At 51.9% G+C, this 23,579-nt stretch carries 20 protein-coding genes; 13 read left to right on the top strand and 7 right to left on the bottom strand.

The genetic code is table 11. The features are described 5' to 3' along the window. Nucleotides 1–705: 705 nt before the first annotated feature. Together ACJJI5_RS03995 and malT are read right to left on the bottom strand one after the other, a co-directional pair. A complete protein-coding gene (locus tag ACJJI5_RS03995) occupies nucleotides 706–2,349 on the bottom strand; it encodes an alpha-amylase family glycosyl hydrolase (protein ID WP_445355577.1) in 1,644 nt (547 codons plus the stop codon). Nucleotides 2,350–2,559: 210 nt separating this feature from the next. Next, a complete protein-coding gene (gene malT, locus ACJJI5_RS04000; RefSeq protein WP_445355578.1) occupies nucleotides 2,560–5,274 on the bottom strand; it encodes an HTH-type transcriptional regulator MalT in 2,715 nt (904 codons plus the stop codon). Nucleotides 5,275–5,708: 434 nt separating this feature from the next. Between malT and ACJJI5_RS04005 the strand changes: the two genes are divergently transcribed. From ACJJI5_RS04005 to ACJJI5_RS04045, 9 genes are all read left to right on the top strand, one after another. Continuing rightward, nucleotides 5,709–6,602 carry a hypothetical protein gene (locus ACJJI5_RS04005; protein WP_444926024.1) on the top strand — a complete coding sequence of 298 codons (894 nt, stop codon included), beginning with the start codon at nucleotides 5,709–5,711 and terminating at the stop codon, nucleotides 6,600–6,602. 50 nt (nucleotides 6,603–6,652) lie between these two features. Next, nucleotides 6,653–7,303 (top strand): MBL fold metallo-hydrolase, encoded by a 651-nt coding sequence (locus tag ACJJI5_RS04010; RefSeq protein WP_444926023.1) that lies wholly within the window; start codon nucleotides 6,653–6,655, stop codon nucleotides 7,301–7,303. A gap of 55 nt (nucleotides 7,304–7,358) precedes the next feature. Further along, on the top strand, nucleotides 7,359–7,973 hold the full coding sequence (locus ACJJI5_RS04015; protein WP_108734663.1) for a DUF2799 domain-containing protein: 615 nt from the start codon (nucleotides 7,359–7,361) through the stop codon (nucleotides 7,971–7,973). An 82-nt stretch (nucleotides 7,974–8,055) separates the two neighbouring features. Continuing rightward, a complete protein-coding gene (locus ACJJI5_RS04020; protein ID WP_444892114.1) occupies nucleotides 8,056–8,484 on the top strand; it encodes a hotdog fold thioesterase in 429 nt (142 codons plus the stop codon). A 33-nt stretch (nucleotides 8,485–8,517) separates the two neighbouring features. Further along, entirely contained in the window at nucleotides 8,518–9,225 is a 708-nt protein-coding gene (locus tag ACJJI5_RS04025) for a M48 family metallopeptidase (RefSeq protein WP_445355579.1), read from the top strand. A gap of 43 nt (nucleotides 9,226–9,268) precedes the next feature. Continuing rightward, a complete protein-coding gene (gene rlmD / locus ACJJI5_RS04030) occupies nucleotides 9,269–10,630 on the top strand; it encodes a 23S rRNA (uracil(1939)-C(5))-methyltransferase RlmD (protein ID WP_444926021.1) in 1,362 nt (453 codons plus the stop codon). Nucleotides 10,631–10,691: 61 nt separating this feature from the next. Continuing rightward, the gene (locus tag ACJJI5_RS04035) at nucleotides 10,692–11,060 is read left to right on the top strand and encodes a DUF2750 domain-containing protein (protein WP_108734659.1); all 369 of its coding nucleotides are present in this window, start codon (nucleotides 10,692–10,694) and stop codon (nucleotides 11,058–11,060) included. Nucleotides 11,061–11,115: 55 nt separating this feature from the next. Further along, nucleotides 11,116–11,490 (top strand): VOC family protein, encoded by a 375-nt coding sequence (locus ACJJI5_RS04040; RefSeq protein WP_108734658.1) that lies wholly within the window; start codon nucleotides 11,116–11,118, stop codon nucleotides 11,488–11,490. Between the two features lie 23 nt (nucleotides 11,491–11,513). After that, on the top strand, nucleotides 11,514–12,443 hold the full coding sequence (locus ACJJI5_RS04045) for an SDR family oxidoreductase (RefSeq protein WP_413663457.1): 930 nt from the start codon (nucleotides 11,514–11,516) through the stop codon (nucleotides 12,441–12,443). A gap of 6 nt (nucleotides 12,444–12,449) precedes the next feature. Here the strand turns inward: ACJJI5_RS04045 and mnmH are convergent, their stop codons facing one another. Next, on the bottom strand, nucleotides 12,450–13,553 hold the full coding sequence (gene mnmH, locus ACJJI5_RS04050) for a tRNA 2-selenouridine(34) synthase MnmH (protein WP_444926020.1): 1,104 nt from the start codon (nucleotides 13,551–13,553) through the stop codon (nucleotides 12,450–12,452). Nucleotides 13,554–13,904: 351 nt separating this feature from the next. Between mnmH and ACJJI5_RS04055 the strand changes: the two genes are divergently transcribed. Next, the gene (locus tag ACJJI5_RS04055; RefSeq protein ID WP_413663455.1) at nucleotides 13,905–14,495 is read left to right on the top strand and encodes a hypothetical protein; all 591 of its coding nucleotides are present in this window, start codon (nucleotides 13,905–13,907) and stop codon (nucleotides 14,493–14,495) included. Nucleotides 14,496–14,623: 128 nt separating this feature from the next. Further along, nucleotides 14,624–16,465, top strand: coding sequence for an SLC13 family permease (locus ACJJI5_RS04060; protein ID WP_445355580.1), 1,842 nt, complete (start codon nucleotides 14,624–14,626; stop codon nucleotides 16,463–16,465). Nucleotides 16,466–16,476: 11 nt separating this feature from the next. Here ACJJI5_RS04060 and ACJJI5_RS04065 read toward each other — a convergent pair whose 3' ends face one another. Next, nucleotides 16,477–16,923, bottom strand: a complete 447-nt coding sequence (locus tag ACJJI5_RS04065; RefSeq protein ID WP_444911605.1) for a CBS domain-containing protein — start codon at nucleotides 16,921–16,923, stop codon at nucleotides 16,477–16,479. Between the two features lie 550 nt (nucleotides 16,924–17,473). Here ACJJI5_RS04065 and ACJJI5_RS04070 point away from each other — a divergent pair. Further along, entirely contained in the window at nucleotides 17,474–17,950 is a 477-nt protein-coding gene (locus ACJJI5_RS04070) for a DNA binding protein (protein ID WP_282931121.1), read from the top strand. Between the two features lie 169 nt (nucleotides 17,951–18,119). Beyond that, nucleotides 18,120–18,683, top strand: coding sequence for a SixA phosphatase family protein (locus ACJJI5_RS04075; RefSeq protein WP_413663452.1), 564 nt, complete (start codon nucleotides 18,120–18,122; stop codon nucleotides 18,681–18,683). On the opposite strand, the gene cobB is transcribed toward ACJJI5_RS04075, so the two are convergent. From cobB to ACJJI5_RS04090, 3 genes are all read right to left on the bottom strand, one after another. After that, on the bottom strand, nucleotides 18,680–19,390 hold the full coding sequence (gene cobB, locus ACJJI5_RS04080) for a Sir2 family NAD+-dependent deacetylase (RefSeq protein WP_444926017.1): 711 nt from the start codon (nucleotides 19,388–19,390) through the stop codon (nucleotides 18,680–18,682). The genes ACJJI5_RS04075 and cobB overlap by 4 nt on opposite strands. A 196-nt stretch (nucleotides 19,391–19,586) precedes the next feature. Then, a complete protein-coding gene (locus ACJJI5_RS04085; RefSeq protein ID WP_445355581.1) occupies nucleotides 19,587–20,894 on the bottom strand; it encodes an NAD(P)/FAD-dependent oxidoreductase in 1,308 nt (435 codons plus the stop codon). Between the two features lie 207 nt (nucleotides 20,895–21,101). Continuing rightward, complete coding sequence (locus tag ACJJI5_RS04090; RefSeq protein ID WP_445355582.1) at nucleotides 21,102–23,384, bottom strand: slr1591 family oxidoreductase; 2,283 nt, start codon at nucleotides 23,382–23,384, stop codon at nucleotides 21,102–21,104. Between the last annotated feature and the right edge of the window lie 195 nt (nucleotides 23,385–23,579).

The following is a 23,579-nucleotide window of genomic DNA, read 5'->3' on the forward strand; positions in this document are numbered from 1 at the left end:
TAGGTTAGAGGCTCTGGCGCAATCCTCAACAGGTAGATATATAGCTGCGGCTATATATCTACCTGCTTTTCTTGCTCGTGACAATAGTGCCCCCCCTTTAAAGTCAATGACTTAGCTCGCTCTATCCAGAAATAGGAGAAGCTTCTCTTGAATTCTGACATTGAAAGTAGAACAAGATATGAAATGCTGTATATCAGACAGCTTGAAGAGCAATGTTATGGAAGATATTCGCGGTTGAGTACCAAGTAAGACTGAATGCTTCACGGGAGTCTCCTGGTAGCATATTTGAAGTTAAGTACGGTTGTATTAGGAAGGAGAGGTAAACTTATACTCACTGGGAGAAGCAATTCATGTATTTTGTTAAGGAAAATAGTCTCATTGATAGGGTGGGGAGGTTGCGAGAGGCCTCTCTCACCTTGTACTTCAAGGAAGGACTGTCCCATTTCGAAATAGCTAAAATACAAGTCCTATTATCGGTTTTATATAAACGTTCTGCATTTTTCAATTTGTTATTTGAAAAATTATCTGGTTTTTTATATTGCAGGCTATAGATGATGAAGTGCTGGAGTTAAGCAGAAAAAAGCCGGCATTGTGCCGGCGGGAAAGCAGACGTCGAAAGGAGGAGACGTTGCAGAGAGACTGTAATTCTTACTCGATGCCCAGACTCGAAAATGAGATGGGCATCTTTTAAATATTGCTAATCAATCAGGCTTTTCTACGCAGTAGCACACAGGCATCTGCGGCAGCTAGCTCTAAGCTATTTCCTTCCGCATTGCCGGAAAATAGTGCCGGGGTAATATTGTCCGCACCGGAGAACTCGGCAGGTAATTCCAGGGTGCCATTGGTTTGCCCAAGGTTGAGAACAACCAGCATTTCTTCGCTGTCACTGCGCCGTACAAAAGCAAATAAATCACTGCCGGTGTCGATCACTTCCTGCTCGGCTGTCGCGAGCGACTGGGGTAGTTCCCGGTGCCATTCGATCAGTGCGCGGAAGCGGTTGAGCATGGAGCGCTGGGCGTCCTGCTGAACCTCTACCGCCCGTTGTTGGTGCTCCCCTGAGATGGGTAGCCAGGGTTTTGCTGTGGAAAAGCCGGCGTTGTCGTCGCTGGTATTGGTCCAGGGCATCGGTGTGCGGCAGCCGTCGCGGCCTTTGAATTCCGGCCACAGATTAATGCCGTAGGGGTCTACCAGGTCTTCATAGGCAATTTCTGCTTCCGGCAGGCCCAGTTCTTCCCCTTGGTAGAGGCAGACACTGCCGCGCAGTGCCAATTGCATCAGCAGGAACAGCGGGGCTCTGGCATCGGCTTGATCGTCGTTAAAGCCTTTGTTCCAGCGGGTTATTGAGCGGGGTACATCGTGATTGCTGATCGACCAGCAGGGCCAGCCCTTGTCGATTACGTCGCGGTTTTTTTCCAGGGTTTCGCGCAGGAAGCCCGCACTGCAATCCTCGGTCAATAGATCGAAGGAATAAGCCATGTGCAGGCGTTTTTCCGTGGTGTACTCAGCCATGATCTTGTGGGTGTTGTCGTCGCCCACTTCACCCATGGTTACAGTGCCGGGATATTGATCCATTAACTGTCGTACCCGCTGGAGAAACACCAGGTTTTCCGGCTGGGATTTATCATTCTGGTGCCACTGGTAATCGTAGTGATTGACTGGTGGCAGGCCTTTCTCATCGAGCTTGAGCGGGCGCGCCGGGTTATTGCCCAGGGCCTGCTGATGGAAAATAAAGTTGACCGCATCCAGTCGGAAACCATCTACACCCCGATCGAGCCAGAACTTCATATCGGCGAGCAGCTGCTCCTGGACTTCCGGGTTGTGCACATTCAGGTCCGGCTGCTCTTTGAGGAAGTTGGCCAAATAGTATTGGCGGCGGCGGGTACACCAGCGCCAGGAGCCTCCTCCGAATACGGAAACCCAATTGTTGGGAGGGGTGCCATCTTCTTGGGGATCAACCCAGACATACCAGTCCGCTTTGGGGTTGTCGCGGTTGGCGCGGCTCTCCTGGAACCAGGGGTGCTGGTCTGAGGTGTGGCTGAGGATTTGGTCGATAATCACTTTCAGGCCGCGTTCATGGGCCGCTTCGATCATCCGGTCGAAATCTTCCAGGTTGCCAAAAATAGGGTCTACATCGCGGTAGTCGGCAACGTCATAGCCAAAATCCACCATCGGCGATTTAAAAAAGGGTGAGATCCAGATGGCGTCTACGCCGAGGGATTTTACATAATCCAGTTTTTGCGTAATTCCGGGAATATCACCGATGCCATCTCCGTTGGCGTCGCAGAAGCTGCGTGGGTAAATCTGATAAATAACGCTATTGCGCCACCACTCATAGCTGTTGCCGCTCATGGATTACTGCCTTGTTTCATTATTTGAAATGTGGAGATAGTCCACCTTTAAAGGATGAGGTGAGTATGGAGCAGTCATTGGCGGGCTTCCTCCTCCCCGGCGAGGGGGGAGAGGGGGGTAAAGGGTGACCGGCCTGGGGTGGCTTGGTATTGGCGGGCGGGGGATGAGGAGCATAGTGGGCACGTCCCTGTGCCGCTGGAGCAGGACTGTTTAAGGCTTGTCCTGGACCGAGCGAAGCATTTGCTCGGCCAGGGCGATGGCCTCCTGGCGATCCTTGACGTCCAGCTTTTGGTAGAGGCTGCGAATATGGGTCTTGATGGTGCTCGGCGCCACCTTAAAGTGACGGGCGATTTTCTCGTTCGACAGCCCCGAATGAATCGCATTGAGTACCTGCCATTCCCTTGGGGTGAGGGGGGAGTGGCGCAGGAAGTCCGGCACGGCATCGCTGGCCAGTATCTCGCGGATAATGGTGTCATCCAGTTCGATGCGAATACCACCGTCCAGCTCTGGCTGCTGTTGTGCTGCTTTGATCAGTTGTTGGGCTTTGCTGGACTCCGCCTCTCCCAGGCCATTTTCCAGGGCGGCTTTCAGGATAACGATTAAAGGTTTGCCGATCTGCAGGAAGCTGGCGCGAAAATCCCGTTCGTGGGAGAGAAGCAGGGCTTCACTAATAGCCTCTACAGACTGGGGGTATTGCTCGCGCAGCCACAGCAGGTGAGATTCCAGCACCCGGTTACGCAGGCGATCTGTTTCCAGGCCGCACTCGTTGGCGACTTGCTTCAGGCGGCTCAACAGGCGATTGGCATCGGACCAGTGGTGCAGCTCAATCATCGCGCGCACATGGTTGCGCCCGTGGCACTGTTCAAAGTGATTGCTGGGCCTGTCGGCGACGGGAGTAGCCTGTTCCAACCAGCTTGCGATGGCCTGCTGATTGCCCAGGGCGCGCCAGGTGCGGATGCGGGTGGCATCGGCGTTGGCGATCCAGTCTCGGTGGTAGCGTCCGTCAGTGAGCAGGCGCTCGATACGCTCCAGCCACTCCAGGGACTCCTCTTTCTCTCCTCGGGCCTGGGCGATTTTTAACAGCAGGGTGTACTCCGGCAGCAGCCAGTGCTCGCCGACCCGGCGGTTGATTTGCATACCTCGGCGAGCGGATTGCTCGGCACCTTCCAGATCGCCGGACTCCCATTGCAGCTGGCCGCGCAGCCGGCACACAAATTCCGAGATGGGCAGTGTGGACAGGTGATTTTTCTGCACCAGGGTCTGCACCTTCTCCTGCAGCGTGGACGCTTTCTTCAGCAGGCCCTGGGCAAAGGCGATCTCTGTCTGTTGGCAGATGGCCCAGGCGGCGCTGGGGATATCCCGTTCGGCGATCGCCAGGGCTTCAACTTCCTGCATATAGCGGTTGGCCTCTTGCAAGGCACCCAGGCAGAAGCTGGTCTCACCGGTGACCAGCAGAGCGGAGATTCTTTCGCCTAGCTGGTCTGCGCGGAGTAGGGCCAAAGCTTCTTCGGCATACTCCTTGGCTTGCAGTGTCTGCCCTCGGGCAATGGCCACCTGGGCGCGCATGGTGGCAAAGGCGCCCTCAAAGTCGCGCCACTGTGCCGGGTCCTCCCGCTGCAGCCAGCTTTCGGAGGCCGCCAGGTTTTTCTCGCACAGGTCGTATTCAAAATTCTCCCGCGCCATTTTGGCGGACAGGAGGGTAAAGCGGGCGCTGTGTTGCAGGGCTTCGTCACCGAGCCAGTCGAGGCAGTCCCGCAGCAGGCGCGATTGCCCCGCGCGCAGAAGCTGTTCCCCCCGATCGTTGAGCAGTTGCTTTAACCGCTCGCGGTCGCCCCCGGCCAGAGCGTGGCGCAGGGCCTCCACTGGCTGGTCTAATTCTTGCCAGGTATCACAGGCAGTGCTGTGCAGTTGCAGCAAGTGTTTGCGGTCATTGATTTGCCGCTGCAGGAAGCGGGCGAAGACTGGGTGGAAGCGGAACCACTGGCGACTTGAATCCTGCGCCTGCAGGAATAACCCGCGGCGCGCGGCTTCTTCCAGCAACTGTTGACCATCTTGCCGACCGGTAAGGCGCTCCGCCAGCTGGGCGTTAACCCGGGTGAGGATGGATGTGCAGGAGAGGAGCTGGCGCAGTTGGGGCTCCAGCCGTTCCAGCACTTCCTCAGCCAGGTAGTCGAGAATATGACTGTGGCCCTGCTCCAGTTCTGCCAGATAGCGATCCACTTCGTTGCTGTCGCGCACAGATAAAGTAAATAGCTGTACGGCGGGGGGCCAGCCCTCACTGAGGTGATGCAGTTGGGCTGCGCGGTCGCCGTCGAGATTAAACGGTAGGCGCTGCTTGAGCAGGGTGGCGATTTCCTCAATGTTGAGGGCCAGCTCATTACTGCCCAATTCCAGTAATCGCCCTTGAACTCGCAGGGTGGCCAGACCCAGGGGCGGTTGGCTGCGACTGGTGAGAACAATACCGACACCGGCGGGGGCGTGGCGCAACAAAAAGCGGGTAGTGTCATGCACCTGCTGGTTGTCGATCTGGTGGTAGTCATCCAGCACGATGCGCAGTTCGCTGGGCAGGCCCCGCAGTTCCGACAGCAGGTGGCTCACCAGGGTTGAGGGGTCCGGGCGCTGGGGCGCGGACAACAACTGGTGAGTCTGGGGGACACCATTGCCGGTCGCCCTGTGCACACTTTCCACCAGGTAGCGGCAAAATTGACTCGGTTCATTATCACTGGCATCCAGCGTATACCAGGCGACCGGGTTGTCCTGCTGTGAGGCCCAGGAGGTAACCAGCGTGGTCTTGCCGTATCCCGCAGGAGCCGTCACCAACAGCAGTTGATCGCTGTGGCATTGGTTCAGAACCGACAGCAGGCGCGGGCGCGATAGGGCGTGCTCGGGGCAATCCGGCAGGCTGTATTTGGAAGTTAAAAGCATCGCTGCGGGAGGGATTGTTATAAATGTTTGATTTTTGTACAGCCACTATTATGCACCAGGACCCGGGTATTGTTACAGCACTGTAATAGGCCAGCTTTCTGGTGATTCCGCCTCTTGGGTGGCAAATTGGAGTGGCGCCGGTTTAGCTTTGGGCAGTATATTACTATTCGGGTTAAATCGGTCATCTCAACCCGTCGCAATGCAGTTTCTGCGGCTCACTAGTGGGTACGTTAGTTCATATTTACTGTGATGTATCCACACCGGCTCGTAAAGGGATGCATGACTGTGCAGCTTCCCCTCGCGCCATTTTCAGTATTTTTTCGATTTTTCTTTGGCAGTGAGAATGCCCCTTGTGCGGGTTTTCATCAATGTTCATTCATTTAAAAAAGCCGAGCGCTGCGAAGGCGCCGATAGAATAATAAGAAGAGGAAGCCATGGCGGATATCGTAATCCTTGCTGCTGCGGGTATGGGGGCTGTGGATAACACGTTTGCAAAGCCACTGTTTTCGGCATTGGAAACCGAGCTTGGGGAGGAGTGGTCGCGTCTCTACTGCGCTGAATTACCCGGCCTGGAGCACTTCCAGAGCAATATCGAACGCACCTTTGAGAGTATGCAGAAGCGCGAGCTGGACTTCCTGCGTGCACGAAAATATTTACTCCTGGGAATGTCGCAGACGGCGGCGCAGTCCGGCAATGTGGATCGCCGGGATAGCAACTACGAAAAGACCCAGCGCGAGATCTATGCGGCGCTGGCCAAGGCCGCTGATCAAGTTGATGAGCGGGCCCCGGTGATATTGATCAGCCATTCGGTGGGTTGTATCAACCTATCTAATTACCTCTGGGATGCCCAACGCCCCAATGTCAGTTGCGGTGTTTGGCGTGATGGTGGTCCGGCAGGGGTACACAAAGGGTCGGCGCGTGAGAGGTTTTTGCGCCTCAAGACCCTGAGCCATTGGTACACCCTGGGGCCGACAATGCCCCTGTGGTGTTCCGATCGACCCCGGGAGCAAATTCAGGCGGTCACCTCCAATACCCGGGGATACAATTTTCGCTGGAAGAATTTTTATCACCCCAATGACCTGTTTGGCTGGCCCCTCAAACCCCTGAGCCCCTCCTATAACCAGGCGGTGTGCCGTGATTATGAGACTTGTTCGCTGAGTGATCACGGCGCTTTGAGTTCAGTGGCTTTTCCCTCGCCCCCTGAGGATTACTGGCGGAACCCGATAGTTGTTGAGCAGCTGATAGAGGATGTGCGCTCCCTGCTCAAGACGGTGAATAAGCCCGCTCATCGGCACCCACAACCCTCTCAGCAGGCTCTCGCGGTATAATCCCCAATTACCTCAACAGTCTCCTGTAAAAGATGAAGGGCCGCTTTCTTATGTCGCTGCAATATCACCTGGTTCCGGTTACTCCTTTCCAGCAAAACTGCTCGCTGCTGTGGTGTGAAGACAGTAAGTGCGCGGCTGTTGTCGACCCCGGTGGCGATCTCGATAAGATTCTGGCGGCGGTGGAGGAGCGCGGTCTCAAGCTGGAGAAAATCTTGCTGACCCACGGCCACCTGGACCATGTAGGCGGCACTGCGGCGTTGTCCAAGCAGCTCCAGCTGCCGATAGAAGGGCCGCATAAAGGCGATGATTTCTGGATTCAGCAGTTGCCCATGCAGGCGCAGATGTTTGGTTTCCCCGCTGTCGAAGTATTTACTCCAGACCGCTGGTTGGAGCAGGGAGATACGGTTACTGTAGGGGATCAGGAACTGGAGGTGCACCACTGCCCGGGCCATACCCCCGGCCATGTGATTTTCTTCCACCGCCCCAGCCAGTTGGCTCTGGTGGGAGATGTTTTGTTTGCCGGTTCGATCGGACGTACGGACTTCCCCCAGGGAGATCACGATACCCTAATTCGCTCTATCAAAGAGCGCCTATGGCCGCTGGGTGATGAGGTTCAATTTGTACCGGGGCATGGCCCCATGTCCACTTTTGGCCAGGAGCGCCAAACCAATCCTTTTGTCGCCGACAAGCGCTTTGGTTAAGTGATACCTGGATTCCAATAACAGGCGGGAAGTACAGCGCCGGGAGTCCCATTTTATGTTTGCAGGAAAAATACGTCTTTTTCTCGTTTTGCTGGTGCTGGGGTTAAGCGGCTGCGCAGTAATTTCCGAAGAGGAGTGCCGCGCGGGGCTCTGGTATGAGCGGGGCCTGCAAGACGGCGCTCGCGGTCGCTCACAGTCGCTGGTGTACGATATTGCCCAAGAGTGTGACAGCTACGACATGCATGTGGATAGCGATGCATGGCTGCAGGGCCATGAAGAGGGTATAGAGACTTACTGCACTGCGGAAAATGGCTATCACCAGGGGCGTAGGGGACGTAATTACCAAGGAGTTTGCACTGGCCCTACTGCTGATTTGTTTTTACAGAATTACGAGCGCGGTCTCGCCGAATACCGCATAGAGCAGCATTACCAGCGCCTTTTGTGGCGCCGGGATAATTTAGAGCGCGAGTTGCTCTCCCTGCATTACGCCTATCGGAACACTGATAGTGAAGCCCAGGCCCAGGCATTGTACTTGCAGCGCAGCCGCCTTCGCTGGGAGCTGCGGATGTTGGATATGGAGTTGTTTCGTTATGGCTTGTTTGGCCCCACTCATTTAACGCCCGGCTATTATCCCCCCGGATTTTTTTCTGCCAGATTATTTTATTGGTAAGTAAAAAATTTATTGGTCCTAGATTGAAGTAAAGAAGTCCGGGTTAATGCCCCGGTATCACACGCACAAGAGATTTATTGTAATGGCAATTTGGCATTTAGATCCTTCACTGGAAGAACTGAACCAGGGAATATCCCAATGCATGCCCGGCTACCTGGGAATGGAAATTACGGAAATTGGCGATGATTACCTGGAAGGGACCTTGCCCGTAGACCATCGCACTCGCCAGCCCTTCGGTATTTTGCATGGTGGTGCCAATGTCGTATTGTCGGAGACGCTGGGTTCCATAGGTGCCAACCTATTAGTGGATACCGATAAATTTTATTGTGTCGGTCAGGAGGTTAACGCCAATCACCTGCGCCCTGTCCCTGAGGGAGAGGTTCGCGGTCGTGCGAAACCCGTGCATATTGGGCGCAGCAGCCAGGTGTGGGAAATTCTGATCTATGCGCCCAATGGTAAACTCAGTTGTATTTCTCGCATTACCATGGCTGTTGTAGCTCATGGTGCCTAGTATTAGCTCCTGGGTTGCGAGTGGAGATCCCGCTTGAAACAGGCCCAGGATTTTATTTTTGAAGATATTCCCTATCGCTTGGTGCGTTCGAACCGGCGCAAGCGTCTGGGACTGGTACTGTCTTCCGGTGGTGTGGAAGTGCGAATCCCACAGCGTTGTGCAGCCCGTTATGGGCATGAATTCCTGCAGGAAAATATCCAGTGGGTGAGAGCGCAGTTACTCGCAGCCGACCGGCGCGCTGCGCAGGTGCCGCAATATCAGTACGCTTTTGGTGAGAGTTTTCCCTGGCTGGGACAGCAGCTTCCCTTACAGCGTGCGACAAGCAGTAAAAGTGCCGGTATTGGCGATGGTGCTATCGGGCTTTATACCCGCTATCTCCAGCCCGATGACACGCAGCTGCAAACTGCTTTACAACGCCTTTACCAGCGGGAAGCATTGGCATTGTTAACGCAAAAATCCCATGTGTTGGCCGAGCAGCTGGGGTTAAGTATTTCATCAGTAAAAGTTCGTCGTACCAAAAGCAAGTGGGGTCACTGTAGTATTCGCGGTGAGCTGCAGTTTAACTGGCTTGTTTGTCTCGCTCCTGAGCCGGTGGTGGATTACCTGGTGGCCCATGAGGTCTGCCATTTGCAACACCATAACCACAGCCGCGCTTTTTGGGATTTAGTCCAAAGTGTGTGCCCCAGATTTAAAGAATTGCGCCGCTGGTTGCGTGATAACGGTCACCGCCTGACCCTGTAACTTTTTTCTATTCTTTAGTTGTACTGAATTCTCCCAATTAATTATGAGTAAGAAGCCCCGTTTTATTACTGGCCGCAAGCCGGTTAAAAAAAACTTGCCGAGCCGCGCTGAAGCGACAATAGAAAAATTTAGTCACGATATGCGCGGTATTGCCCGGGTAGGTGGCAAGACGGTGTTTATTGATAGTGCCTTACCGGGAGAGCAGGTTAAATTCCTCTATACCGCACGGCGCGGCCGCTTTGATGAGGGAATTGTTGAGGACGTCATATCGCCTTCAACGGATCGGTGCGCACCGCAGTGCGCCTATGTGGATTCATGCGGAGGCTGTTCGGTACAGCACCTGGAGCCATCGGCACAAATTATTGAAAAGCAAAAAATTCTTTTGGATCAGTTGTCGCGCTTCGGTGGAATTGAACCCGAAGAAATACTGCCGCCGTTAACCGCTGATCCCTATGGTTATCGGCGCAAGGCCCGTATCGGCATTCGCAAATTAAAAAAGTCCCAGGGTGGTGAGCTGCTTTTTGGTTTTCGAAAAAAGCACAGCAATGATTTGGTAGATATTGATGAGTGCCCGGTACTGCATACAAAAATTGCCGAACATTTAGGGTCGCTTAAAAAACTTGTTGGTGAAAGTGAAGGCCGGGCAAACTTTTCTCATCTGGAAGTGGCGGTTGGAGATGATGTGACAGCTCTGGTGCTCCGCCATTTAAAGCCCCTGTCAGATAAGGACTTGGCGCTCTGGTTAGCATTTGCTAAAAGCACTGGTATACACCTGTATATACAAGGTGGCAGTGATGCTTCACTGGAGAGAATCTGGCCGATAGAAGGGGCCGCTTATCTAAGTTATCAGTTGCCGGAATTTGACCTGACGCTGAGATTTAAACCGCAGGATTTTGTGCAGGTTAATTTTGCGATAAATCGGCAGATGGTGAGTCGAGCCGTTGAGTTGCTCGATCCGCAACCCTCTGAGCGCGTATTGGATTTATTTTGTGGGCTGGGGAATTTTACCCTGCCATTGGCGCGTCGTGCAGCGGAAGTGATCGGAGTCGAAGGTGTCGGTGCTTTAACTCAACGGGGCGAAGATAATGCCGCTTTGAACCAATTACACAATGTGCACTTTTATTCTGCCGACCTAAACGAAAAAATGGCAGGTGCGCCTTGGGCTGAAGCAGGTTTCGATAAAATCCTGTTGGACCCACCGAGGGACGGCGCTCTGGAGGCTGTGCGCGGATTGGCGCGATTTTCTGCCAGCAGGATCGTCTACGTCTCCTGTAACCCGGCCACCCTGGCCCGGGATGCCGGTGAATTGGTGAAGTTGGGGTACCGCTTGAGTAAGGCGGGTGTCATGGATATGTTTCCCCATACCGATCATGTTGAGTCGATGGCAGTATTCGACAGAATTTAGGGCCTATTGAGACCGGGAAAACTAACGTAAACTGCGGTAAAACCGTTTAAGCGAAGTTGTTATGCAAAGCGAAACCCTAACCGATAATTTTGAAGATAATTGCGCGCGCTTTTTGCCTGAAGCTGTAGGCCAGGGCTGCGTCTGGGCCCTGCAGGGTGAGGAGGGCTTTGCACTTTGTGAGTCTGAAAAGCGGGCCGATACCGAGGTTATGCCCTTTTGGTCGCAAAGAGAATTTGCACAAGACCACTGCGAAGGAGACTGGGCTGACTATGAGGCAGTGGCAATTGACCTGGAAGAATTTATGGATGACTGGCTCACCGGCATGCATGAAGATGTCTTATTGGTGGGGATAAACTGGAACGCCGAACTGGAAGGGGTTGAGGTGGAGCCCCTGGACCTACTGGAGCAGTTGGAGCAAGAGCTGCAATAAACTGCGCCATAGTGCCCCACCCAGTGGATAAAAATTACTCAACGGGGTGTCTCAAATGGGGCAGATTCTTGGCTTGCGCAAAACAGTCTACGGAGTTGCCAACATTACCGAGGCTGTGGCTTGGTATACGCAGGTACTCGAACAGAAACCCAGCTATGAAAGCGATAGCTATGCGGCATTTAGTATTGGTGATTGCGAGCTCGGATTAAATGCCGATGCGCGCAGTGCGATCAGCCGGGCCGATGGTGTAGTTGCTTACTGGCAGGTTTTGGATTTGGCCGCGCAGATTGAGCGACTCGGTACTATGGGGGTGCGGCAGCACACGGATATAGAGGAAGTTTCTGGACGTGTGCTGATGGCGAGCTTTCTCGACCCCTATGGCAATGTTTTCGGATTGATTGAGTACCTGCAAACGCCCATTGAGAGATAGGACCATTAAACGGAGCAGTTCCTGTGGATAAGCCGCCCATTTCCAGATTTCGTTCCCCCAATCGAAGTTTTGCTGCGGAAAGCCTTGCGCAAATTGGGCGGGGTTATGTGGTTCCGGATCGAGTGGCTTTAATTACCGGCTGCTCAAGCGGTATTGGGCGGGAGCTGGCTTTGGCGCTACATCGCCGGGGAACCATAGTGATTGCCACGGCGCGCCGCCCGGAAAGTTTACAAGAGCTGGCGGACCTGGGAATTGCCACAGAGGCCTTGGATGTGAATTCCCAGGCGGATATCAATCGAGTGGTTCACGCAGTAAAAGCGGCATACGGGCGGCTCGATATTTTGGTCAATAACGCCGGTTACGGTCAGATGGGGCCGCTGCTGGAACTGGACACGCGAGCACTGGAAAAGCAGTTCCGAACCAATGTATTTGCCCCTCTCGCTTTGATTAGAGCCTGTGTACCTTTAATGCGTTCGGAGCAGGGCGGAATTGTGTGTAATATCGGCTCGGTTTCCGGGGTAATGCCTACACCTTTCTCCGGTGCCTATTGTGCTTCTAAAGCGGCCCTACACTCCATTTCTGATGTTTTGCGACTTGAACTAAAACCCTTTGGCATTCGGGTAATGACGGTGCAACCCGGTGCGATCGCATCGGAATTTGGTCGCCACGCTGAGACATCCCTGCGCGGTCTTTTGCCGCCGGACTCCCTGTATAAACGTCAGGAAGAGGCGGTTAGGGCCCGAGCCCAGGAGTCCCAACAGAATGCTACATTGGCAAGCACGCTGGCTAAAAAATTGGTGCGTGAGCTGCTGCGAAAACGCGCTCGTCCTTTGGTGCGTATTGGCAACCGCAGCAGCCTGTTGCCCTGGATGGCCCGCTGGCTGCCGCGCAGTTTTAGGGACTGGTTTTTAATGCGGAGATTTAAATTAAATCGCCTCGCTCACAAAAGCTGAGAATTGTTATTCTGGTTTTTGCAGTGAGTGGTTGGACTCCTTCAACCACTGTTGTACTTCGTTGTAGTTGCCTCGATACAGAACTTTCTGTTCCGATTTCTTCATAAGATGGTCGTAGCTGCCGTCATAGTATTCCCGCAACAGTGACACCACGATAGGGATGTACACATCACTATTATTCGTTCTCAGTAATTCTTGGTTAGCTGAAGCTAAGGCTTCGTTGAGCTGCTTGTAGCGCAGCCCTCCCAGGCGTTTACTGATTTTATTGAGATTGAGATGTAATTCTTCCCCCAAAGATTCAGCTGCTGATTTTTCTCTGCTTTTAAAGCGCTCTAAGCCCTCGTGAACATAATTTTGCACAATGCGCTGTGCCCGTGTTTCCAATGGCTCCTCGACAAGAACCCGGGGAGCGGCCTTCATGGCGGTTTGCAATACTGGAGGAAGTGCGCATCGTCCAATTAGACGGCTTTCATCTTCAATAGCAATAGCACCTGTCTGCTGGGAAAGCTTCAGCAGGTCGATACTGATCTGATTTTCAAAATCGACTTGTGAAGGTTGGCTACTACTGGTGCGGCCAAAGCTAGAACCTCGATGTTTTGCGATCCCCTCAAGGTCGATATACCGCCGCGCAGCCTGGATTAATTCCGTTTTGCCACTGCCGGTGTGACCAGCAACAACGATAAAAGGCAGTTGGGTACAATGCTTTTCCAGCTCGTTTAACAGGAACTGCCGCATGGCTTTATAGCCACCCTCTACTATCGGGTATTCAATATTATTCGAGCGCAGCAGTTTTTGTGTCATTCGGGAGCGTAAACCGCCTCGGAAACAGTAGAGGTAACCTTGGGGTTGTTTACGTATAAATGCGCTCCATTGTGAAAGACATAAGCTTCGCACTTCATCTGTTGCTAAACGCCAGCCAAGGTCAATTGCTGCTTGCTGGCCTTTGTTCTTGTACTCAGTCCCGATCAGTTCACGTTGGTGATTGTCAAGCAGGGGGTGATTTCTTGCGGAAGGGAAAGCGCCGCGAACAAACTCAACTGGGGCGCGTACGTCCATCAGCGGAATATCATTCAGGAAGATGTCCGTGTAATTTGCAGTATCGGTCCGCAAGGTAGCACTCCTGCTTATTTAGGAAATAGGTGGTATTTGATTGTATCTCCATTTTCTTTCCAGGCCTATGGCAACTGAAGAAGCTACTTGTATATGCAATATATGATGTGCTTAGCGTTAGATGACAGTTTGATATTTACACCGGAAATTAATGCTCAGTATGAGAGAATACATTTTTAATTTATTGCTCGATAGCTCAGTGTTTACATTTACTTTTTGAACCTAATGCGATTCCAGGTCACAGAAGGTAAATCTTAGCTTCCCTGAATTATTGCAGCTGATTTAAAAATCCTGGAAGCATTTGGATTACATAATGGGCGGGTTGCTCCTGCATGTATAGAGGATAAAAACGTGGCTAAAAAATATATCTATATCCCGATAAATAGTGATGAAATGCAGGAATATGCGGAGGGGTTGGCGAAAGCCTGGGGCATACCGGTGAATCAAATCCTGGCCAATAAAGTAACCTCCGGTTTTGGAAAAGCCATGTATCGGTGGGTGAACCAGTGTTTGAGTAAGCTGAACCCTGCCGATACCCTTTACATCGTAACCCATGGCACGGGTGCCGGGGATGGACAATTTATTGGTGCTGAGCGCTCCACGAGTAACAACAAGCAGAAAAAAGTATATGTAAACGGCATGCCTAACTGGCAAGGAGGAGAGTGGAAAACCTACACGCCTCGACAGCTAGCAGATACCTTGGTTAAAGAGGGGCTTCCTGCTAATTTCGTTAATTTACATGTTTGTGCCTGTGGTTCCGGCTACGATGGAGAAAAGTTAAGACCTTGGGCTCAACGCTTGCGCCAGGCGATGGTTGGCACCTATAGAAATATTCAGGTCACTGGATATAGAGGTTGGTTCTCCTGCAGTACTGCCAGAGTTTGTATTAAAGTAGGTACTCAGTTTTATCCATTGGAAGAGCGGGCAGTTACTTTCTCCTGAATTTTGTACCCCTAATGTAGCTGGGGTTATGGCGTAGAAGTGCGCTCCATGTAGTTTCCCGGGTATACCCTGAATAGATAGCTGAACAGAAATCTGAGCAGCTTTTATATTCAGGGATATCTTTCTCCATGACTGTTGACCAGTTACTAATCCTGATTATTTTAAGTGTCACTATAACCCTGTTTATATGGGGGCGGTGGCGCCACGATATGGTTGCTATAGCAGCCTTATTGACTTGTGTCTTTACCGGTCTGATTCCCCCGGAAAATGCTTTTATTGGTTTTGGCCATCCAGCGGTCGTGACTGTAGCTTGTGTGTTAATCCTGAGTCGCGGCTTACAAAATACCGGCGCAATGGATGCACTTGCACAACGAGTTGTCCGCAAAAGCGGGAGTATCTCAGTATCCATATTGTTACTCATTGGGCTCGGCGCGTTTTTATCGAGCTTTATGAATAATGTCGGCGCGTTGGCTTTATTAATGCCCGTGGCTGTGGATATGGCCGAGAAACAGAAAGTGGCACTGGGGAGGGTTTTAATGCCCCTGTCTTTTGCAACGATTCTGGGGGGAATGACCACACTGATAGGTACACCGCCAAACTTGGTCGTTTCCGGTTTTCGGGCGGATTCTGGCGCCGGTAGCTACGGTATGTTTGATTTCACCCCGGTGGGTCTGGCAGTTGCGATAGCCGGAGTTTTGTTTATTGCATTTGTTGGGTGGCGCTTGGTGCCTACACGCAACCGAACGGGGGCCTCCTCCTTTGAAACTGGCACATATTTAACAGAAGCACTTGTTGAGGAAAAAAGTGTAGCTGCCGGTAAGAATCTACGTGAAATTTCCAAGATGCTGGGAACAGAAGATGCCCAAGTTGTGGGTGTCGTACACAATGACGCCAGGGTCTCTCCCGCGACTCCCTGGCATAAAGTAAATAGCGGTGACATTTTGGTCATTGAGGCGGAGCCAGAGAGCCTTGCTACCTGCTTGTCCAATCTCAGTTTGAAAACAGTGGGAGCCCTTGGGGCAGATTCATCGGGTAAGGCTCGACAATCGGGTAGCAATAACACCGAGAGTGATTCTCAGAATAAGACCCCAATAAAAGCACTGGCGGATCGTACCGAAATGCAGCTGCGGGAGTTGGTTGTCATGCCTGATTCCCCCTTAGTGGGACGCCCTATGAGGTTTTCACGCCTCGCAGCGAGATACCAGATTCACTTGCTAGCACTCTCGCGCCAGGGGCGCCGCTCGGTGCGCCGGTTGCGTTCAACACCATTACTGGCCGGTGATGCTCTGTTAATGATGGGGGCCGATGAAAACCTAAACAGCTTTGCTAGGGAAAAGGGCTGTGTGCCTTTGGCCTCAAGGGATATTAGCATCCCCAACAAGGAAAAGGCGGCTATTGCCCTATTGGCTATGGTGCTTGGTGTCGCCGGTGCAGCGTTCGGCCTATTGCCGGCAGCAATCTCGTTCGCCACTTGTGTATTGGCTTTTATGGCGTTGAAGATAGTGCCGTTGCGAAATGTTTATGACTCTATCGACGGGTCCGTAGTCGTGCTATTGGGGACTTTGATTGCTGTTGCTGATGTGATGGAGTCAACAGGAGCTGCAGACTTGGTCGCTCAGGTTTTGTTGGATGTCCTGGCTCAGGGCAGCGCTGTTTTGGCCCTGGGGCTGATCCTGGTGGTTACCATGACGCTGTCTGATTTTATGAATAATGTCGCCACTGCGGCTGTGATGTGTTCAATTGCCATGAGTACTGCAGAACAGCTGGCGGTGAATCCAGATAGCTTCCTGATGGCTGTCGCAATTGGAGCCTCTTGCGCATTTCTAACACCGGTTGGGCACCAAAATAACACCCTAATTCTGGGGCCGGGAGGGTTTGAATTTGGTGATTACTGGAAAATGGGGCTGCCACTAGAATTGTTGGTACTCGTTGTGAGTATCCCCATGTTGCTTTGGGTTTGGCCCCTGTAATCGCAGTGAGTTCAAGCAATAGAATCGTCTACCGGCTGGGCCAACTCCGCCATAAACCTGCTGCAAAAGCGCAAAATATCAGTCACAGTTACAATTCCAACCAGCTCGCCTTCCCGCATAACCAGTACCGAACCAATACTGGTATCTGCCATAGCTAAGAGAATTTTATCTAACGGGTCGTGGATATCTGCAATAAAGGGACGTCTGGCACATAGGTCATGTACATAAAGTTGCTGCTCTTCTAAACGGTGTCCCGGTGCATTGGCTCTTTCGATATCCCCTCGGGAAATGACTGTCTCCAAGTCGCCTGCACGTGTTACCGGCAGGTGGCGTACTTTGTGCTCCTCCATCATTGCCAGAGCATCCTCTACCGTGGCATTGATATCGATATGGTAGGGAAATGGCGTCATCAGAGCGGCCAAAGTCGGTATATGGTGGATATTATTGTGAGTGGACATAGTATGATCTGGGTATCCAATTGTATTTGGCAATATGCTCGATTACCGTTACACAGCGACTAATTTGCAATTGACGACTGCAGCTACAATATAGCTAATTGCGCTCCCTAGGGATATCCTTTTAAGATTGCAGATATGGCCGCCTTTGTTACACTTTTTAGCCCTTATTTTGAATTATTCCTATTATATTCAAAGGTAGGGACACAAATGGTTGATATTTGCCGGTGAAAGATTATTATTCGCGACCTCAGTCGAAAAATATAATCAGTGATTCGGAGTGTTTGCCGAACCGAGCTGAAATCGGCTAGTTTTTAATAATGTATTTGCCGAATATACCTAACACCAGAACTACACGATGTGTAGTGGTATCTACTCATGTATATCAGGCAATTCATAATATGCCGGACTAAACATCACTAAATTGCTTGCCATTGGCCAGCCATGATGTTTGTTGATTTTTTACACGGTATATCCGAAATAACAATCTGTGTCGCCCAGCGCCACAGATATATCTCTGTGTTTTTTAATAACCGTCGTTGAGGTTTATTGAATGTTTCAGGAATACGAACAACTTGAACAACAAATCGCCGAACATCAGGCAAGAATCGAAGAGTTACAAGAGCAAATGGCTCAGGCTGAACGCAAGAAAGATGGCGTAATTGCCTATGATAAAGCACTGGTAAACCTTGCTGCTGAATACCACATGGATGAAGAGGAATTCTTCGTTGCCCGTGGCCAGCAAATCGTTGAGTGGTTGGTAGCACAGCTGGGTGATGAAGATCCTGCAGACTACGTACAAACCCTGAAGGCTCGCGTTGCCCGTCACCTCAAGAAGGAAGGTGACAGCCCCCGTCGCGGTCGTCGTGCAGCACCGGCAGCAAAGGCAGCAGAGCCCAAGCTGGAAACTGGTCACTATCGCAACCCGTATACCGGCGCTACTGTTGAAAAGAAAAAGCGTAATCCTAAGGCCCTGAGCCAGTGGATTGATGAGTACGGCCTGGATACCGTAAAAGAGTGGAAAATCTAATTCTGGATGACCACTAATTTGATGCCGGATATCCGGCATCAAATATTTTTTCAAAAATCGTTCGATTTTAATTCATCGCATTATTTGGCATTTTCGCCGCATCCTCTCTTTACTTACCTTATTATATTCAGCATATGTCTGCCCCGTTATTTACCTGGGAGTTTATACTGTGCTTTCAAGACTTAAGTCGTTTATTTTCTGTACACTTTTTGTTCTGGTTGGGGCTTCAAATTGGGTTTTAGCCGACTCTTCTGAGTCTCAGGTTATTTACTTAATACGCCATGCAGAAAAAGAGAAAGGGCCCGGGGTGGGTCGCGACCCTCATTTGACTGAGGCGGGCCAGCAGCGTGCTCGGCAACTCGCCTATATTCTTGGGGGAGTGGGTATAGATGCTATCTATAGCACTGACTACAACCGCACCCGGGAAACGGTTGAGCCTCTGTCAAAAGAGCTGGGGCTTGAAGTGGAAATTTATAACCCCAGAGATTTAAAAGAATTTGCTAACTCTTTGCAGCAGGCGGGAAATCGGATTTTAGTGGTTGGGCACAGCAATACCACTCCAAAACTGGCGGAATTGCTTGGCGGTGAAAAAGGGCGACCCATTCGAGAGGCCAGTGAGTTTGACCGACTCTATATCCTGGTGCGTGATAATGAGGGGGTAACCACTTTGATACAGCGCTATGGCCCGATGAAATCCTCGCAGACAGAAAATGCAGTTTCAGAGTCACCTTAATTAATAATTTCTTTTATAAAAGTATCGACTACCTGTGACGCCAGTCCGTGGCGGTGTTCCTTGAAGGCATCGCCGACACTACTGCGCTCCAGGTTCAACTCTATGGTGTGAGCTCCAGCCTGATTGGCACATTCGACAAATCCCGCTGCTGGGTAGACGTTTCCAGATGTGCCAATGCTGATAAATAGGTCGCAATCGGACAACGCCTGATAGATAGTTTCCATTTCCAGGGGCATTTCTCCAAACCAGACCACATGGGGGCGAAGGTTTCCCGCCTGCTGACAGCAACTACAGGTATCAGCTATCGAAAGATCCGAATTGAGGGGATATAGTTTCCCGCTCCGGCTGCATCGTGCTTTTAGTAGCTCTCCATGCATATGAATTAGCTGGTCACTGCCCGCGCGCTCATGCAGGTTGTCAATATTTTGAGTAACCAGTAAGTAATCCCCTTGGAATTTCTGTTCCAGTTCGGCCAGGGCGAGATGGGCAGGGTTGGGATGGATATCTGCAGATAGCAGCTGCTGGCGGCGTTCATTGTAAAATCTATGTACCAGTGCCGGATTGCGATCAAATGCCTCTGGCGTTGCGACATCTTCCAGGCGATGGTTTTCCCACAGGCCATCGGCACCGCGAAAAGTACCTATGCCAGATTCAGCTGAAATTCCTGCGCCGGTAAGTACAACGATTTTTTGATACTGTTTTTTCATTTTATATTTTCACACAAGGGCTTTGCCTGGATCTACAGGGGAGCTCGCATCCAGCTCAGAGGTCTTAATTGATGGGCTGGTGTGACTCATAATGTTACCGCCCTGGCACTTCCATGTGCAGGGTTTTATTGGTAGTGCTATTAGTTAGTTTTGCACTAACTGTCTAATATCCCCTTAGCTCCATGGGATCGATACTTTAGTGCATCTTTAGCTTCGGCTTCACAAACCGGTTCGCCTGTCCGATTAGGTAGAGCAGCATAGCTCTCGGCCAGCCGTGGATTGCCGCCAAGTGCATACGGTAGAGTGAGCGATAGGCAAGGCCAGCAAGGCGTCCTTCTACGGTAAGACTGCCTTTAACCAACGCCCCCATCAGGTTGCCAACGGCAGTGTATTGACTGAGGGATACCAGAGAGCCTCGATCGCGATAATAAAAATGGTGCAAAGGTCTATCTTCAAATAGGGCAATAATATTGTCGCCAACCAGGGTAGCCATTTGCTGTGCTGCCTGGGCGCGCGGAGGCACTCGCTGGTGATTGCCGTCAATGCAACTGGCGCAGTCCCCCATGGCAAAAATCTTTGCGTCAGTTTGGGTCTGCAAGGTAGTTTCCACTTCGATTTGATTGAGTCGGTTGGTACTGAGGCCATCCAGTTGAGTGAGAAATTTCGGAGCCTTGACGCCGGCAGCCCACACTCGGATTGCGGCTGGAATTTCCTTGCCACAAGACGTGGTGAGTCCGCTCTCTGTTGCAGCTGAAATATGATGGCCGGTAAGAATATTAACCCCCATCTTGGCCAGCTCGCGTTCAGCATTATTTCCAATTCGTTTTGGTAGTGCGGGGAGTAGGTGCTCACCTCCTTCTATTAGAGTGATTTCCATCGCATTGGGACGAATGCGTCCATAATTGCCAACCAACTTTACGGCATCCACTAGTTCTGCCGAGAGTTCTACACCCGTTGCCCCGCCACCAACGATCGCCACTTGCAATTTATCGTCAACACGGGTTTCTAAACGCAGGAAACGGTTGAGAAGGTTTTGGTGAAATTTTTGTGCTTCATAACTGCTATCCAGGAAAATACAATTTTCCCTGACGCCGGGAATATGAAAGTCGTTACTATGCCCGCCGATACACAGCACCAAATAATCGTATTCCAATTCCCTCGCGGGTACTAACTCGCTACCGTCTTCATCATTAACGGGTCCGAGCTCAACTACCTGTCGTTCACGATCCAGAGATTGCAGGCTACCCAACTGAAATTCATAGCCGTGAATGCGGGCGTGCACCTGATAATTCAGTGCATCCATATTGGCATCCAATGCGCCGGAGGCAACCTGGTGTAGCAGTGGTTTCCAGAGGTGGGTGCGATTTCGATCGACCAGAGTAACTTGTGCAGCGGGGGACTTGCGGCGGCGCTTAAAGAAAGGGGTAAAAGAAAAATATTGACCGAGCCGCGTAGCCAAATGCAGGCCGCTGGCACCGCCGCCAATAATGACGATCTTTTTCATAGGGGTCTTCCTGTCGATTGCTAAAAGCCGACTCCCCAATCTGTGAAGACCTTTTTTGGTATCGGGAAATATGTCACCGATGTTTTTTCTAGTGCCAGTATGTCGCGCTGAAAGACAGATGACAAGTTAATAAAGTCGGTGAAGGCCTCTCTCAATAGAAATCATACAAAGCTCATAACCGACTGTTGTTCCGGTTTCGCAAAATCCTTAAACCTGGCCTGGTACTGTCTCGTTGTCCTGTGAAATTAGCGCTCGCCAGTCTGCAGACTTGCGCAAGTGTACGCTTACTTCTGGATTCTGTGAGTCTGCTACCACACCGATAATTGACGCCTGGGTGTAACCGCGTTCTAGCAGTGCGCCCACGCAGGCTTCGGCTTGGTCAATAGGAACAGCAGCGAGGAGCCCCCCGCAAGTCTGTGGATCGGTAATCAATGACCACTGTGGCAATGGCTGCCACTCCTGGGGGTTTTCGACAAAGGCGTAGGCATTGGCATTTTGCGGTTGCAGGCTGGATAGCCATCCGCGCTCGATACAAGTGGCGGCGCCGGAGATTAGCGGTAGATTCTCAGCGATTAGTGTCGCGCTTAACCCTTCAGGGCCGAGCATTTCCAATAGGTGGCCCAGCAGCCCAAAGCCCGTGACATCCGTCAGCGCATTGGCGTTATGGCGGGCAAATATCTCTGCGGCGTCGGCATTGCTATGCAACATGGTTTCCAGCGCCTGCTGCAACCATAGGCCTTTAGCCTCTCCCGCGCCCTCTGCTGCCAGGATAGTGCCTACTCCCAATGGCTTGCTCAGGATCAAGCAGTCTCCCCCGCGGGCACCTGTTTTTTCCAGGAGTTGCTCCCGCTCGGAAAATCCATTGACGGTTAAGCCCATTAGCATTTCAGAACCTTCGGCGGTATGCCCGCCAGATAGGACACAGTGGTGTCGGTTCAGCTCGTGGATGGCTCCCGCAAGCAACTGCTGTAGGTCTCGCCGGGTAATTTCCTCTGCAGCCGTAGGCAGGGTTGCAAGGATTTGTGCGGTGGCGGGTCGAGCATTCATAGCAAATAGGTCGGATAGGGCGTGCAGGGCCGCCAGGCGACCAAATATCCAGGGATCATCTACAGGTGCGCGCAATTGGTCGGAGCTCTGCACTAATAAATGATTAGCCGGTAGATCCATAACTGCGGCATCATCACCGACGCCCTTTAACAGGTATTCCGAATGCTGATCCGGAAGGGTCGCCAGCGTGCGGCGCAGGATGTCGGCTCCAACTTTTGCGCCACAGCCATTACAGCGCATAGGAGATAGAGAAGAGCCTGAGCGCTGGTCGACGATGTCTTTGGTTTTGGCAGTGTGATCAGCCATGTCCATTGGCAGCTCACTGAAGCGTCGCATAAATGTGCGGTCGATAGAGTCTTTCCATCGCCACATCAGACCGCTTGCAGCGGCGAAGCCATTTCTTACTGCCACAGCCCGCTTGCCACCACAGGAGAGCAGGCTGAGAAAATCTTTTTGTGGCCGGTATTGTTTTAAGCGGCGTTCGGTCAGGGAGGCGCGCAGATTGTGAAATAGAACTGGCCCCTGGCGAACGGCGTAAACTCCGGCCTTGGGTAGAGGCTCTGGGGCGAAACTGGCCACATCACCAGCTGCAAAAACGTCTTCCCGCCCCTGGGCGCGAAGTGTTTGATCCACCACCACAAAGCCTTTGTCATCGAGGGACAGGCCCGAGTTGGCCAGCCAGGGGGGAGCACAGGCATTGGTGGTGAGTATTAGCTGATCGAGGGGCAGGCAGTCACCGCTCTCATTAACGACACCCTGTTCGGTAATTTCATTAACGGTCCAGTTATGGTGTAACTGAACCCCTAGCTCTTGCATCTCCTTTGAGACTAATTTGCGTGCTCTGACTGGATAGCCCTGGGGAATTGCTGCGGCACCATGAATCAGGTGAACCTCTACCTGCTTTTTCTTAACGGCACCTTGTAAAGCGTGAGCCATTGCCATCGACAGCTCGCAACCTCCGGCACCGCCGCCGACAACTCCTAAGCGGAAAGGTGAGGTGTTTTCACCAACCTGTTTTTGCAGCTTTTGCCAGAAACGGTAGAAATGCCCGATAGGTTTTACCGGGATTGCCAATTCGGAGCCCGGTAACTCGCGGGCGGGAGTCGCGCCGACATCCAAAGAGAGCAGGTCGTACTCTATGGGAGGTCTACCCAATAGGGATACGGTGCGATTATCGATGTCAATTTCGTGTGCACAGGCTTGTATAAAGCGGGCACCAGCGGCCCGGCAGAGTCTGGCAAGATCTATATGAGTGTCTTCCAGGGAGTAATGGCCTGCAACCATTCCGGGCAACATACCGGAGTAGGCGGTTTGCACTTGGGGAGAGACCAGGGTCAGACGCGCGCCTGGCAGAGGGTTCATGGCCCACATTTGCAGCACAATAGCATGGCTATGGCCGCCGCCGACCAAAAGGATGTCCTGGTAGTTTGGATGCTCCTGCATGTCTACTCACTGGCTGGGTAACAGAAAAAATGAGAGGCGGTAAACGATACTGGCTTCCCAAACTTCCGCGCCGCGCAAATACACCCCTGGATAAATAGTAGACAGTTCGCATTTGACTGCGAGCGAATGGACGACGCAGCTGCTTATTATCGCGAATAGCAGCGCCAAGGCAAAAAAATCCCCAGGTGCTGGTCT

It is taken from the genome of Microbulbifer maximicatervae (SeqCode) (assembly GCF_052467955.1).

Coding starts and splice junctions, on each gene's coding strand:
- ACJJI5_RS03995 (WP_445355577.1), bottom strand. CDS start 2,349: ATGAGCGGCAACAGCTATGAGTGGTGGCGCAATAGCGTTATTTATCAG.
- ACJJI5_RS04035 (WP_108734659.1), top strand. CDS start 10,692: ATGCAAAGCGAAACCCTAACCGATAATTTTGAAGATAATTGCGCGCGC.
- ACJJI5_RS04040 (WP_108734658.1), top strand. CDS start 11,116: ATGGGGCAGATTCTTGGCTTGCGCAAAACAGTCTACGGAGTTGCCAAC.
- malT (WP_445355578.1), bottom strand. CDS start 5,274: ATGCTTTTAACTTCCAAATACAGCCTGCCGGATTGCCCCGAGCACGCC.
- cobB (WP_444926017.1), bottom strand. CDS start 19,390: ATGAAAAAACAGTATCAAAAAATCGTTGTACTTACCGGCGCAGGAATT.
- rlmD (WP_444926021.1), top strand. CDS start 9,269: ATGAGTAAGAAGCCCCGTTTTATTACTGGCCGCAAGCCGGTTAAAAAA.
- ACJJI5_RS04015 (WP_108734663.1), top strand. CDS start 7,359: ATGTTTGCAGGAAAAATACGTCTTTTTCTCGTTTTGCTGGTGCTGGGG.
- ACJJI5_RS04085 (WP_445355581.1), bottom strand. CDS start 20,894: ATGAAAAAGATCGTCATTATTGGCGGCGGTGCCAGCGGCCTGCATTTG.
- ACJJI5_RS04020 (WP_444892114.1), top strand. CDS start 8,056: ATGGCAATTTGGCATTTAGATCCTTCACTGGAAGAACTGAACCAGGGA.
- ACJJI5_RS04005 (WP_444926024.1), top strand. CDS start 5,709: ATGGCGGATATCGTAATCCTTGCTGCTGCGGGTATGGGGGCTGTGGAT.
- ACJJI5_RS04090 (WP_445355582.1), bottom strand. CDS start 23,384: ATGCAGGAGCATCCAAACTACCAGGACATCCTTTTGGTCGGCGGCGGC.
- ACJJI5_RS04010 (WP_444926023.1), top strand. CDS start 6,653: ATGTCGCTGCAATATCACCTGGTTCCGGTTACTCCTTTCCAGCAAAAC.
- ACJJI5_RS04070 (WP_282931121.1), top strand. CDS start 17,474: ATGTTTCAGGAATACGAACAACTTGAACAACAAATCGCCGAACATCAG.
- ACJJI5_RS04065 (WP_444911605.1), bottom strand. CDS start 16,923: ATGTCCACTCACAATAATATCCACCATATACCGACTTTGGCCGCTCTG.
- ACJJI5_RS04060 (WP_445355580.1), top strand. CDS start 14,624: ATGACTGTTGACCAGTTACTAATCCTGATTATTTTAAGTGTCACTATA.